This is a genomic window from Streptomyces sp. CNB091 (assembly GCF_000377965.1).
Genome location: NZ_KB899011.1, coordinates 31,003 through 44,668, shown reverse-complemented (window position 1 = coordinate 44,668; position 13,666 = coordinate 31,003). Strand labels below are relative to the sequence as shown.

The window sequence follows — 13,666 nt, the reverse complement described above, 5'->3', positions numbered from 1 at the left end:
GCGATTGAGGAGCGGGGTCCGGGGCGGAGCCCGGGTGCGGGCTGGAAAAGATGTCCTCAATCGCCGGGCGGGCTTGCACGCCTCGGCGGCAGCGGTGGTCGGCGCAGGTTCGGGGCCGTTTCGTACGACGGCGGGGTCGCCGCCGGGTGCGCGGCCAGCAGCACCAGGGCCAGGCGGACCGCGTCGTCGAGGACGGCGTACCGGCCCTCCGCCCAGTCCAGCGGCGTGCGCAGGGCCTCCACGTCCGGTTCCACGCCGTGGTTCTCCACCGACCAGCCGTACGTGTCGAACCAGGCGGCGTTCATCGGGACCGTGATCACCGTGCCGTCGCCCAGGCGGTGGCGGCCGGTCATCCCGACCACGCCGCCCCAGGTGCGCTGGCCCACCACCGGGCCCAGCTTCAGCAGCCGGAACGCGGCGGTGATCATGTCGCCGTCGGAGGAGGTCGCCTCGTCGGCCAGGGCGACGACCGGACCGCGCGGCGCGTTGGAGGCGTAGCTCACCGCCTGGGCGTTGCGGGTCAGGTCCCAGCCGAGGATCTTGCGGGTGAGGTTCTCCACGACCAGCTCGCTGATGTGGCCGCCCGCGTTGCCCCGTACGTCCACGATCAGGGCGGGGCGGGAGACTTCCAGCCGCAGGTCGCGGTTGAACTGCGCCCAGCCGGAGCCGCCCATGTCCGGGATGTGCAGGTAACCGCATTTGCCACCACTCAACTCCCGTACGACGTCACGGCGTTTGGCCACCCAGTCCTGGTAGCGCAGCGGGCGTTCGTCGACCAGGGGCATGATCGCCACCCGGCGGGACGGGCCGCCGCCCGCCGGGGAGAAGGTCAGCTCCACCGTCGTGCCGCCCGCCGCCGTCAGCAGGGGGTACGGGCCGGCGACCGGGTCCACCGGGCGGCCGTCGACGTGGGTGAGGACCGCGCCCTCCCTGATCCCCGTACCCGCCAGCGGTGAACGGGCCTTGGAGTCCGAGGAGTCGCCGGGCAGGATGCGCTGGACGGTCCAGGCGCCGTCCCGGCAGACCAGGTTGGCGCCGAGGAGGCCGATGGCGCGCTGGTAGTGCGGCGGGCCCTCGTTGCGGCGGGCGGGGGAGACGTACGCGTGCGAGGTGCCCAGCTCGCCCAGCACCTCGCGCAGCAGGTCCGCGAACTCGTCCGGTGACGCGACCCGTTCGACCAGGGGGCGGTACTGGTCCAGCACCCCGTCCCAGTCGATGCCGCACATGTCCGGCTCCCAGAAGTAGGCGCGGATGATCCGCCCCGCCTCGCCGTACGCCTGCCGCCACTCCGCCCCCGGGTCGACCTCGTGCAGGATGCGGCGCAGGTCCAGGAAGACCGTGGAGTCGGTGTCGCCCGCCTCGGTGGCCGGTACGGCGCGGAGTTCGCCGTCGTCCATCACGACCAGGCGGGACGCGTCGCCGCTGACCGCGAACCAGTCGAGGTGGTCGACCAGTTCGGTCCTGCGGGCCTTCGCGATGTTGAAGTGCTCCAGGGTCGGCCGCCCCGACATGTCGGCCGGGTTGGCGAACGTCTCGCCCAGCGCCCCCGAGATCGGCCAGCGCAGCCAGACCAGCCCGCCGCCGCTCACCGGGGCCAGCGCCGAGTACTTGGAGGCGGAGACCGGAAACGGCGTCACCCGGCTCTCCAGCCCCTCGAACTCCACCATGACCGTGGACCCCTCCGGCGTACCGCCGTCCGGCACGTCCACCGGGTCCAGGCCGCCCGCCGCCGGGCGGCCGTCGGGCGAGAGGGCGAAGGGGGACGGGGTCGCCGAGGAGAGCGGGACCAGGTACGGGCGGCAGCCGAGCGGGAAGGACAGGTCGCCGGTGTGGACGTCGTACACCGGGTCGAAGCCGCGCCAGGAGAGGAAGGCGAGGTAGCGGCCGTCGTCCGTGAAGACCGGGTTCTCGTCCTCGAAGCGGCCGTTGGTGACGTCGACGATCACCGGGGCGCCGGGGCCGGAGATCCGGGCCAGCTTGATCTGCCGCAGCGAGCGGCCGATGCCCGGGTGCGACCAGGTCAGCCAGTCGCCGTCGGGGGAGAAGGCGAGGTCGCGCACCGGCCCGTTGACCGAGCGGATCAGCTCGGTGAGGCCGGGGTGCTCGTCGACCGGCGCGGCACTGTCCGGGGCCGCCGCGCCGGTGGCGGCGTGGAGGTCGGCACGGGTCGAGCCGCTGGGGGCCTTCTCTTTCTCTGTCTCCTTCTCGTTCTCCACGGTTTCCAGGGGCTCCGGCTCTCCCGTGTCCAGGAGCAGCAGGCGGCCGTCGTTCGACGCGATGGCGAGGCGTTCCCCCTCGGGGTCGGAGATCATCTCCTGGACCCGGCCCAGCTGCCCGGAGGCCAGCCTGCGCGGCGGGCGGTCGCCGCTGGCGCGCGGCAGGTAGGAGATCTCGACGGCGTCGGGGCCGTCCGCGTCGGTGACGTACGCGACCTGACCGCCGCTGCCGAGCATCTCCGGCAGCCGCACCCGGACGCCGGGGGTGTCGGCGATGGTGCGGGCGGGTCCGTCGCGGTGGGTGAGCCAGTAGAGGCTGCCGCGTACGGTGACGGCGCTGGCCCGGCCGGTCTCGTCGACGGAGAGCGAGTCGACGTTGCTGGCGGCGGGCACCTGGTGGACGCGCCGGCCGGTGCGGGGGCCGCCGAGGCGCACCTCCAGCTTGCGCGGGGTGGCGTCGGGCGACTCCAGGTCCTCGACCAGCCACAGCTCGCCCGCGCACTGGTAGATCACCCGGTGGCCGTCGCTGGAGGCGTTGCGGGCGTAGAAGGCGTCGTGGTCGGTGTGCCGGCGCAGGCCGGTGCCGTCCATCAGGCAGGAGTAGAGGTTGCCGACGCCCTCGTGGTCGGAGAGGAACGCGATGCGGCGGCCGACGAACATCGGGTTGGCGAGGTGGCCGTCGATGTCCGGGAGCAGGCGTTCGCCGTGCAGCCACAGGCGGCCCATGGCCCCGCCGCGGTAGCGCTTCCAGGCGGCCGGTTCGTGCGGGGGCGTGCCGGTGAGCAGCAGGGTGCGGCGCTCGCCGTCGATGTCGGCGACCGCGATGTCGGAGACCGGGCCCCAGGGGAGCCTGCCGCCGGGGCCGCCGTCGGTGGGGACGCTGTAGGCCCAGGAGAAGTACGAGAACGGCTGGTTGTGCGAGGAGACGGCGAGGATCTGGCAGGCCTCGCCCGGATCGGGGCTCCAGCCGCAGACCCGGGCGTCGGTCGAGCCCCAGTGGGTGAGCCGGCGGGCCGGGCCGCCGGCCACCGGGGCGAGGTGGATCTCGGGGTCCAGGGTGCGCCAGGTCGTGTAGGCGATGGAGGAGCCGTCGGGCGAGAAGCGTGGATGGCTGACCCGGGTCCGGTCGACGGTCACCCGCCAGGCCCGTCCGGGGCGGTGCCCGGCGGCGGCGAGGGGGGCGACCCAGAGGTCGTCCTCGGCCGCGAAGCACAGCAAGTCCTGGTGAAGGTGCGGGAAACGGAGATACGCGACGTCGTCACTCACCCCCCAATGTTTTCGGTGCGCGGGGTCCGGGGCAACTTGTGGTGCAGAACACAAGCGAAACGATTTCGTTTCGCTGGGGCGTGCGGGTAGGGTTCAGGTGTACGAAACGGTTTCGTTCGATGGTGAGCGGAACCGCTGAGCGGGACGGACTGTTGAGCATGACGGACTGTTGAGCGGGACACCGGACAGGTGAAGCGAAGGAGGTCGGCGCATGGCACGCACCAGGCTGACCCCCGAGCGTGAGGGCGAGCTGTACGAGGCCGTCCTCGACCTGCTCCGCGAGGTCGGTTACGACGCCCTGACCATGGACGCCGTCGCCGCCCGTACCCGGTCGAGCAAGGCCACCCTCTACCGCCAGTGGGGCTCAAAGCCCGAGCTGGTCGCGAAGGCGCTGCGGCACAACAAGCCGGGGAACCTCGCGGACATCGACACCGGTTCGCTGCGCGGGGACTTCCATGCCGCGCTGAGCCGGACCGACGACTGCCAGATGGAGAAGGACGCCGCGCTGATGCGGGGCCTGAGCCATGCCGTCCATGAGTACCCCGAGCTGCTCCAGGCCCTGCGCGAGCTGCTGATCGAGCCGGAGATGACCGGCTTCGACCAGTTGCTGCAACGGGCGATGGACCGGGGTGAGCTGCGCCCGGGCAATCCGGCGCTGAAGTACATCCCGCACATGCTGGTCGGCGCGCTGGCCGCCCGGCAGCTGATCGAGGACCGTCCTGTCGACCAGGAGTTCCTCATCGACTACGTGGATTCCGTGGTTCTCCCCGCCCTCGGTGTCTGACGTCCCCGTCCCACCCGTACGGCCCTCTCCCCGACGCTCCACCTGACACGCCGCTCTCGTCGTCGGGCTGGTTCCTCACGCCCAATTCCACGCATACGACCTGACCGGGAGTACGCCCCCGTGGCCACTTTCCTCTACAAGCTCGGACGGCTCACCTTCCGCCGCCGCCGCTTCGTCGCCCTGATCTGGGTGGCGCTGCTGGCGGTCGCCGGAGTCGGTTTCGCCACCGCGTCCACCGACACCTCCAACTCCTTCTCCATTCCTGGTACGGAGGCGCAGCGCGCCTTCGACCTGCTGGAAGAGCGCAACCCCGGCACCAGGGCCGACGGCGCCACCGCCCGGGTCGTCTTCAAGGCGCCCGGCGGCGAAAAGGTGACCGACCCCGCCAACAAGAGCGAGATCTCCGGCATCGTCAAGGAGCTGGAGTCCGGCTCGGAGCAGATAGCCTCGGTCGCCGACCCGTTCGAGACGCAGGCCGTCAGCCAGAACGGTTCGACGGCGTACATCTCGGTCGGCTACGAGGTCAGCTCCATGGAGCTGACCGAAGAGACCCGGGAAGCCCTGAAGGACGCGGCCAAGGACGCGCAGAGCAGCGGAATGAAGGTGGAGATCGGCGGTGACGCCCTCCAGATCATGCCGCACACCGGGACCGCCGAGGTCATCGGCGTGGCCATCGCCGCCGTCGTCCTGGTCATCACCTTCGGCTCGCTGGTCGCCGCCGGACTCTCCCTGCTGACCGCGCTCATCGGCGTCGCGATCGGGGTCGGGACGATCACCGCGCTGGCCGACGTTCTGGATCTGGGCTCCACCACCGCGATCCTCGCCACGATGATCGGCATCGCGGTCGGCATCGACTACGCCCTCTTCATCGTCTCCCGCTACCGCGCCGAACTGGCCGAGGGCCGGGAACACGAGGAAGCCGCCGGACGGGCCGTCGGCACGGCCGGGTCCGCGGTCGTCTTCGCGGGACTGACCGTGGTCATCGCCCTCGCCGGCCTCTCCGTCGTCAACATTCCGATGCTGACGAAGATGGGCCTGGCCGCCGCCGGCGCGGTCGCCGTCGCGGTCCTCATCGCGCTCACCCTCGTGCCTGCCGCCCTCGGCTTCGCGGGCAGGCGGGTCATGGGCCGCAAGGTGCGCAAGGCGGCCGAGGCGGAGAAGAGCACCGAGGCCAAGCCGAACATGGGCACCCGCTGGGCGCGGTTCGTGCTGCGCAAGCCGGTCTGGGTCATGCTCGTCGGCGTTCTCGGCCTCGGCATCATCGCCGTACCGGCGGCCTCGCTGGAGATGGGCCTGCCCGACGACGGCGCCCAGTCGGAGTCGACCACGCAGCGTCAGGCGTACGACATGCTCTCGGACGGCTTCGGCCCCGGGTTCAACGGTCCGCTGATGGTGGTCGTCGACACGAAGAACAGCTCGGACGGCAAGGCCGCCGCCTCGCGGGTCGCCGAGGAGATCGAGTCGATCGGCGTCAGCGCCGTCATCCCGCCCGCCTTCAACAAGGCCGGTGACACCGCGACGATCACGGTCATCCCCAAGGACCGGCCGTCCTCCCACGCCACGGAGGAGGTCGTCCACGACATCCGTGACGCGGGTCAGGACGTCAGGTCCGACACCGGGGCCGAGGTCCTGGTCACCGGCGCCACCGCGATGAACATCGACTTCTCGCAGAAGATGAACGACGCGCTGCTGCCCTACCTGGCGCTCGTCGTCGGTCTCGCGTTCCTGCTGCTGATGCTGGTCTTCCGGTCGATCCTCGTCCCGCTGAAGGCGGCCCTGGGCTTCCTGCTCTCGGTGGTCGCGGCCCTCGGTGCGGTCGTCGCGGTCTTCCAGTGGGGCTGGCTCGGCTCGCTCTTCGGCGTCGAGCAGACCGGTCCGATCATGAGCATGATGCCGATCTTCATGGTCGGCGTGGTCTTCGGCCTCGCGATGGACTACGAGGTCTTCCTCGTGACCCGGATGCGCGAGGCGTACGTTCACGGCGAGAGCCCCGGGCAGGCCATCGTGACCGGCTTCCAGCACGGCGCGCGGGTGGTCACGGCCGCGGCGGTGATCATGATCGCGGTCTTCTCCGGCTTCATCGGCTCCAGCGAGCAGATGATCAAGATGATCGGCTTCTCGCTGGCGGTCGCCGTTCTCTTCGACGCGTTCGTGGTGCGGATGGCGATCGTGCCCGCCGTCCTGGCCCTGCTCGGCAAGCGGGCCTGGTGGCTGCCGCGCTGGCTGGACCGGGCGCTGCCCAACGTGGACGTGGAGGGCGAGAAGCTGCAGAAGCAGCTGACCGACGATCCCGGCTCCGAGCAGGGGCCCGGGGACGGCGGCGGCGAGGGTGAGCGCGAGCTCGCCCGCGTCTGACCCGTCCGTCCCGACGGCGCCCTCCCAGCTCCGGGGCCGCGTCTGAGCGGAGCGTGACCCCGGAAGCGCCGGTTACCTGTGGGGACGGGGACCGGGGCACAGCGAAAGCCCCCGTGCGCACTGCACGGGGGCTTTCCTCTTGCGGTGTTCCTCCGGTCGAGGGCGGGCGAGGCGTGGGCGAGGCGCGGGCGGGGCGCCGCACGACGGTCGGCGCGTCGCACGCGTTCAGCGGGCCGCACGCGTTCAGCGCGCCGCACGCGGTCAGCGCGCCGCCGGGTCGCGGAGGAACAGCGACTTCGACCACAGGTAGCCGAGCACGACGAGGCCGACGCTCCAGCCGACGGCCAGCCAGCCGTTGTGGCCGATCTCGGTGCCGAGGAGCAGGCCGCGCAGGGTCTCGATGACGGGGGTGAAGGGCTGGTACTCGGCGATCGGCTGGAACCAGCCGGGCATGGTGTCGGCCGGGATGAAGGCGCTGGAGATGAGCGGGAGGAGGATCAGTGGCTGTGCGCTGTTGGCGGCGGCCTCCGCGTTCGGGCTGGACATGCCCATGCCGACCGCGACCCAGGTGAGCGCCAGGGCGAAGAGCGTGACCAGCCCGAAGGCGGCCAGCCACTCCAGGGCGGTGGCGTCGACGGAGCGGAAGCCGATGGCCACGGCGACCGCGCCGACCAGGACCAGACTGGCGAGGATCTGGAGAACGCTGCCGACGACGTGCCCGGTGATCACGGAGCTGCGGTGGATCGCCATGGTGCGGAAGCGGGCGATGATGCCTTCGGACATGTCGGTGGAGACGGACACCGCGGCCCCGATCACGGTGGAGCCGATGGTCATCATCAGGATGCCCGGGACTATGTAGGCGATGTAGTCGGAGCGGTCTGCGCCGCCGATGCCCGCGCTCATCACGTCGCCGAAGATGTAGACGAAAAGGAGCAGGAGCATGACAGGTGTGAGGAGCAGGTTCAGGGTGAGGGAGGGGTAGCGCCGGGCGTGCAGAAGGTTGCGGCGCAGCATGGTGTTGGTGTCGCGGACGGCGAGGGCGAGGGTGCTCATCGGAGGTTCTCCTTCGGCTGGTCGGCCTGTGCGGGCACGGTGGTGGAGGCGGTGAGGGCGAAGAACACGTCGTCGAGGTCGGGGGTGTGGACGGTGAGTTCGTCGGCCTCGATGCCGGCCGAGTCCAGCCAGTCGAGGATGGAGCGCAGTTCGCGCTGGCTGCCGTCGCTGGGGATGGAGAGCGACAGGGTTTCGTCGTCGGGGGCGGCCCCGGTCAGTGCGGAGGCGGCGGACCGGTAGGTGTCGGGGTCGGTGAAGCGGAGCTTGACGTGGCCGCCGGGGACGATGCGCTTGAGCTGGTCGGCGGTGCCCTGGGCGGCGATCTTCCCGTTGTTGAGGACGGTGATGCGGTCGGCGAGTTCGTCGGCCTCTTCGAGGTACTGGGTGGTGAGGAAGACGGTGACGCCGTCGGCCACCAGGCCGCGGATGATGCCCCACATGGTGTGGCGGGAGCGTGGGTCGAGGCCGGTGGTCGGTTCGTCGAGGAAGATGATCCGCGGGGAGCCGACCAGGGTCATGGCGATGTCGAGGCGGCGCTTCATGCCGCCGGAGTAGGTGGACGCGGGCTTCTTCGCGGCTTCCACCAGGTCGAAGCGGTCCAGGAGTTCGGCGGCGACGCGTCGTCCTTCGCGCTTGGGCAGGTGGTGGAGGTCTGCCATGAGGAGCATGTTCTCCTCGCCGGTGATCAGTCCGTCGACGGCGGAGAACTGGCCGGTGACGCCGATCGTGGCGCGGATGGCCTGGGCGTCGGTGGCGAGGTCGTGCCCGCCGACGCGGATCTCGCCGGAGCCGGCGCCGGGGGAGATGAGGGTGGAGAGAATCTTGACCGCGGTGGTCTTGCCGGCGCCGTTGGGGCCGAGCAGCGCGAAGACCGTACCGGCCGGGACGGCCAGATCGATACCGTCCAGGACGGCCTTGTCGCCGTACGACTTCCGCAGCCCGTTCGCCGCGATGGCTGGATGAGTCATGGTCGTTGCTCCTCGAAGAGTGCGTTGGGGCGGGTGCGTTCGGGGGGTGCATTGGGGTGCGTTCGTGGGGCGTGTTCGGGGGGTGTGTTCGCGGTGCGAGGCGGGCGGTCGGAGACTGCGGGCGATCAGAGGCTGCGGGCGGTGATGTCGCCGTGGGAGGTGGTGGCGCGGATGTCGAGTCCGGCGGTGCCGTCGTTCTTGAGGGCGTTGCTGACGCGGCCGTGGTCGGTGCCCGCGTCCAGGGCGGCCGAGACACCGGCGGCGGCGGTGACCGAGATGTCGCCGGACCGGGTACGGAGCACGACCGTGCCGCGCACGGCTTCGGCGATCCGGATGTCGCCCCGTGTGGTGCTGATCTCCGAGGGGCCGCCCAGCCGGCCGACCTCGACGTCGCCCTCGATCGCGGTGAGGCGGAGGCTCGCCGCCTCGTCGATCTTGATCCGGCGGTAGGCGCCGTCGAAGGCGACATCGCCGAGGCGTCCGACGCCGCGGAGTTCGGCGGCGCCCGAGCGCGCCTCGACGTGGGATCCGGCGGGCAGTTGGACGGTCACCTCGACGGAACCCGAGTCGCCGAGGAGCCGGTTTCCGGCCGCCGGGACCGCGATGCGCAGGACGCCGTCGCCGTAGGCGACCTCGATCCGGTCGGCGGCCTTCACGTCCCGGCTCCTGGAGGCGTCGGCGGGCCGGACCTCGACGGTGGCGTCGCCTCGGTCGGCGGCGATGAACTGGACGCGTCCGGCGGGGATGTCGAGGACGGCGGTGACCGGGGCGGTGGTGTCGAACTTCTGCATCGTGCTCTCCTTGCACTCGTCGTTTCCGATGAGGGAAAGCTACGTTGCATTTACGGATCGCTCAACATGTTCGTTGCAAGCAATCTTTGTATCCGCAGCTCAGGGTCGTTAATTCGTTGCAATGCGCCTCGCGCTTAACGCAACGTCAGCTAGTGGTGCGTTGCAATAGATTGAGGGTGAACGCTAGGGTGGGGGCTCCGTGGACCACGAAGGAGAACCCGATGCCGGGAGGCAGGCTCACTCAGCAGGAACGTCAGCAGATCGCGCTGGGGCTGGCCGACGGCCTCGCCTATGCGGAGATCGCCAGGCGCCTGGACCGTCCGACCTCGACCATCACGCGTGAGGTGATGCGCAACGGCGGCCCCGCCGCTTATCGCGCCGACCTGGCTCACCGCGCCACCGAGCACCGTGCGCACCGGCGGAAGCAGGCCGCCCCCCGGGAGCCGCAGGCGTCGGCACAGCCCTACGGGCGCGATGCCGAGGCCGTGCGGGAGTACGAGGAGCAGTTCACCACCGGCATCATGAGTTCGGGCATGCCGTTGATGATGTCCCGGGTGCTGGCCTGCCTCACTCTCACCGACTCGGGCAGCCTCACCGCCCCTGAGCTCGCCCAGCGTCTCCAGGTCAGCCCGGCGTCCATCTCCAAGGCGATCGCGTTCCTCGACAGTCAGGGCATGGTCCGCCGGGAACGCGACGAGCGCCGGCGCGAGCGCTACATCGTCGACGACGACATTTGGTACCAGTCGATGATGGTCAGCGCCCGGGCCACCGCCCAGCTGGTCGACACCGCGCGGCAGGGGGTGGGTGTCCTCGGCCCCGGTACTCCGGCCGCCATCCGCATGGAGAACGTCGCCCGCTTCCTCGACTTCGTCTCCGAGGGCATAGCGCGCGCCGCCGAGCAGGCCCGCGACATTCTTCACACGGTGCCCGCGCCGGATGCGGCGTCGGATGCGGCACCGGCTACGGCGTCGGCACCGGCGCCGGCCGTTGCGCCGGACGCGACGTCGGCTACGGCGCCGGACGCGGCGTCGGGCGGCCCGGCCGGACCGGGTGCAGGCCGCGGCTGAGCAACTCTCCCGGGCGCTCGCCCTGGCGGCCCTGGACGGCGGCGCTCAGCCCCGGGCGGGCTGCGCGCCCCGCTCGGGTTGCGTGCCCTGTTCCGTCTGTGCGCCGCCTTCCGTCTGTGCGCCCCGGTTCGTCTGCGTGCTGCGGTCCGTCTGCGTGCTGCGCTCGGGGCGGGCGGTGCGGGCCGGTGGCTGCGGCTGGGATTCCCGGCCGGCGTTCGGCGGGGTGGCCGGTGTCTGTGCACGGGTGCGGGCGAGGAAGCGGATCAGCGTCCGGATCTCGAACTGGAACACCTCGACCCCGTCCGTCGAGTGCAGCTCCACGATCAGCTGCGTACGGCCGCACGGCCAGACACGGACGTCGCCGCGCTCGATCGGGGTCCGCAGGCCGCGCTCCAGGAGGTCGCGGCCGAAGGACCAGTCGGTGCCGTCGGGCAGTCCTATGTGGACGGCACGCCGCTCGTCGGCGGGGTCGTAGCGCAGGTCGACGGGGACCGGGCGGGTCAGGGGGCCATCGGTGATGAGCCGGGCGCGCGCATGTACTTCGATCACAGGGGACATGGGCCGGCTCCTCCTATATATGCGTAGCTCTGCCCTCTAATGTCCCATATTTTGCGGAAGTGGCACGATGAGTGCGATCTACCTGCCGGGCTTCCGCCCTTGCACACAGTTCGCAGGAGGGCACTGCTCTTGATGGGTTCATGGCCTCGCCCGCAGGACCTGGTCCGCACGGGCGTGGAGACCGTGCGGACCCGGCGGGAGACGGAGCCTCCCCTGCGTGTACCCGGTGGTTTCATCGATGCACCTGCCGACGTCACCGCGCTGACGGTCACCCACGATCTGCCGTACGCCCCTTGGCTCTGGTTCCGTCGGCGTAAACAGGTCGTGACAGCACGGTGGTCACGGCGACCCGCTCCCCGAACACCCTGCCGGGACGTGCACCATGGGGGGATGAGCGGGAGCGCGGGAGTGAGCACGACGGCGGGCGCGGAAGCGGAATCGGGATCGGGATCAGGCACGGGAGCGGAACCGGGCCCGGGGGCTGAACCAGGCACGGTATCGGGATCAGGCACGGCAACCGAACCACCACACACGGGAGCGCACGTCACCGGGACCGAAGCGGGGGCCGAAGCCGGGACCGAAGCAGGGGCCCCAGCCGTCACCGTGGACGTCCGGGGCACGGTCGCGCCCGGGTTCGAGCCGGTCGCGGAGGCGTTCGTCCGCAACTTCGAGCAGCGCGGGGAGCGCGGAGCGGCCGTCGCCGTCTACCGCCACGGGCGCAAGGTCGTCGACCTGTGGGCCGGTACGCGCGACGTCGACGGCACCGAACCGTGGGCCGTCGACACCGTCCAGATCGTCCGCTCGGCGGGCAAGGGCATCGCCGCCGCCGTCCCCCTGCTGCTCCACCAGCGCGGGCAGGTCGACCTGGACGCCCCGGTCTCCACCTACTGGCCGGAGTTCAAGGCGAACGGCAAGGAACGCGTACTCGTCCGCGACCTCCTCGCCCACCGGGCCGGGGTCCCCGCCCTGGACACCGCCCTCACCCCCGCCGAGGCCGCCGACGGGGTCTCCGGGCCCGCCGCCGTCGCCGCCCAGCGCCCGCAGTGGGAGCCCGGCACCGACCACGGCTACCACGCCCAGACCTACAGCTGGCTGATCGGCGAACTGGTCCGCCGCGCCACCGGCCGCACCATCGGCCGCTGGATCGCCGAGGAGATCGCCCGCCCGCTCGGTCTCGACTTCTGGTTCGGGCTCCCGGCCGACGAGGCCCACCGCATCGGCCGCATCGGCCCGGTGGAGCCCCCGGCGGCGGCCACCGCGTCGGGCGCCCTGCGCGTACGCGCCAAGCGCTCCGTCGTCGAGGCCTACCGGGACCCGGACTCCCTCACCCGCAGGGCGTTCGGCGCGATCGACCCGTTCCCCGACGAGAACGACCCCGCCTACCGCGCGGCCGAACTCCCCGCGTCGGGCGGCATCGCGACCGCCCGGGGCCTGGCCCGCTGCTACGCCGCGATGATCGGCCCCGTCGACGGCCACCGCCGCCTGTTCGCCCCCGCCACGCTCACCCTGGCCCGTACGGAGGAGTCGGCGGGCCCGGACCGGGTGCTGGTCGTCAACACCCGCTTCGGCCTGGGCTACATGCTGCACGGCCCGGCGGCGCCGCTGCTGGGCCCCGGATCGTTCGGGCACCCGGGCCGGGGCGGCTCGCTGGGCTTCGCGGACCCGGAGTCGGGCATCGCGCTGGGCTATGTCACCAACGGCCTCCAGAAGGGAGTCACCGCCGACCCCCGTGCCCAGGCCTTGGTCAGGGCAGTACGGTCGGCGCTATGACTCCAGCATCCGACCGGACCCCGGCCGCCCGCTTCGCCGGATACAGCGTCCTGATCACCGCCGCCGGCCAGGGCATCGGCGCGGCGACGGCCCGCCGCCTGGCGGCGGAAGGGGCCTCCGTTCTCGTCACCGACCTCGACGCGAAGCGCGCCGCCCACACGGCGGCGGCGATACGCGAGGCGGGCGGCACCGCCGAATCCCTCGTCTGCGACGTGGCCGACCGGGCGGCGGTCGAGGCGGCCGTGGCCCAGGCGGTCGCCGCCTTCGGCCGGCTCGACGTCCTGGTGAACAACGCCTACGCGGCGGGCGAGGACGAGCCGCTCTTCGAGGAAGAGACGGACGAGGTCTGGGAACGCGACCTGGACATCACCCTCTCCGGCCCGTTCCGCTGCGCCCGCGCCGCGCTGCCGCACCTGGTCGCCTCGGGCCGGGGCGCGATCGTCACCATCGGCTCGGTCAACGGCGAACAGGACTTCGGCGGCCACGCGTACAGCGCCGCCAAGGCGGGCCTGACCAGCCTCACCCGTACGCTGGCGGGCCACGCCGGACCGCGCGGCGTACGCGTCAACCTGGTCGCCCCCGGCACGATCCGCACCGACGCCTGGGCGGGCCGCGACGCCGAACTGGACCGGGCCGCCGCCCTCTACCCGCTGGGCCGCGTCGGCACCCCCGAGGACATCGCGTCCGCCGTCGCCTTCCTCGCCTCCAGCGACGCGGCCTGGATCACCGGGACGACGCTGCGCGTGGACGGCGGGATCCTCGCGGTGAACACGGGCTTCCGGCAGGCGATGGCGCAGCCGTAAGGACGCAGCCGCAGCCGTAAATCCGTGGTCGGGCA

Annotated in this window: 10 protein-coding genes; 5 read left to right on the top strand and 5 right to left on the bottom strand. The window is 71.7% G+C overall.

Features of this window, described 5'->3' with window-relative positions:
• Positions 1-56: 56 nt before the first annotated feature.
• Positions 57-3,482 (bottom strand): S41 family peptidase, encoded by a 3,426-nt coding sequence (locus D581_RS0131345; RefSeq protein ID WP_018961075.1) that lies wholly within the window; start codon positions 3,480-3,482, stop codon positions 57-59.
• A 211-nt stretch (positions 3,483-3,693) separates the two neighbouring features.
• Here D581_RS0131345 and D581_RS0131340 point away from each other — a divergent pair, with 211 nt between their 5' ends.
• Positions 3,694-4,266, top strand: coding sequence for a TetR/AcrR family transcriptional regulator (locus D581_RS0131340; protein ID WP_018961074.1), 573 nt, complete (start codon positions 3,694-3,696; stop codon positions 4,264-4,266).
• Positions 4,267-4,386: 120 nt separating this feature from the next.
• Entirely contained in the window at positions 4,387-6,621 is a 2,235-nt protein-coding gene (locus tag D581_RS0131335) for an MMPL family transporter (protein ID WP_018961073.1), read from the top strand.
• 261 nt (positions 6,622-6,882) lie between these two features.
• Here D581_RS0131335 and D581_RS0131330 read toward each other — a convergent pair whose 3' ends face one another.
• From D581_RS0131330 to D581_RS0131320, 3 genes are all read right to left on the bottom strand, one after another.
• On the bottom strand, positions 6,883-7,674 hold the full coding sequence (locus D581_RS0131330) for an ABC transporter permease (protein ID WP_018961072.1): 792 nt from the start codon (positions 7,672-7,674) through the stop codon (positions 6,883-6,885).
• Positions 7,671-8,642: an ATP-binding cassette domain-containing protein gene (locus tag D581_RS0131325; protein ID WP_018961071.1), complete on the bottom strand. Its 972-nt coding sequence runs from the start codon at positions 8,640-8,642 to the stop codon at positions 7,671-7,673. The genes D581_RS0131330 and D581_RS0131325 overlap by 4 nt, the downstream gene beginning before the upstream one ends.
• A gap of 125 nt (positions 8,643-8,767) precedes the next feature.
• The gene (locus tag D581_RS0131320) at positions 8,768-9,433 is read right to left on the bottom strand and encodes a DUF4097 family beta strand repeat-containing protein (RefSeq protein WP_018961070.1); all 666 of its coding nucleotides are present in this window, start codon (positions 9,431-9,433) and stop codon (positions 8,768-8,770) included.
• Between the two features lie 221 nt (positions 9,434-9,654).
• On the opposite strand from D581_RS0131320, the gene D581_RS0131315 reads away from it, so the two are divergent.
• Complete coding sequence (locus tag D581_RS0131315; protein ID WP_018961069.1) at positions 9,655-10,500, top strand: helix-turn-helix domain-containing protein; 846 nt, start codon at positions 9,655-9,657, stop codon at positions 10,498-10,500.
• 45 nt (positions 10,501-10,545) lie between these two features.
• Here the strand turns inward: D581_RS0131315 and D581_RS0131310 are convergent, their stop codons facing one another.
• A complete protein-coding gene (locus D581_RS0131310; protein WP_018961068.1) occupies positions 10,546-11,058 on the bottom strand; it encodes an SsgA family sporulation/cell division regulator in 513 nt (170 codons plus the stop codon).
• 603 nt (positions 11,059-11,661) lie between these two features.
• Here D581_RS0131310 and D581_RS0131305 point away from each other — a divergent pair.
• Both D581_RS0131305 and D581_RS0131300 read left to right on the top strand, forming a co-directional pair.
• Positions 11,662-12,828, top strand: coding sequence for a serine hydrolase domain-containing protein (locus D581_RS0131305; protein WP_018961067.1), 1,167 nt, complete (start codon positions 11,662-11,664; stop codon positions 12,826-12,828).
• Positions 12,825-13,631, top strand: coding sequence for an SDR family oxidoreductase (locus D581_RS0131300; RefSeq protein ID WP_018961066.1), 807 nt, complete (start codon positions 12,825-12,827; stop codon positions 13,629-13,631). Before D581_RS0131305 ends, D581_RS0131300 begins: the two co-directional genes overlap by 4 nt.
• Positions 13,632-13,666 lie beyond the last annotated feature (35 nt).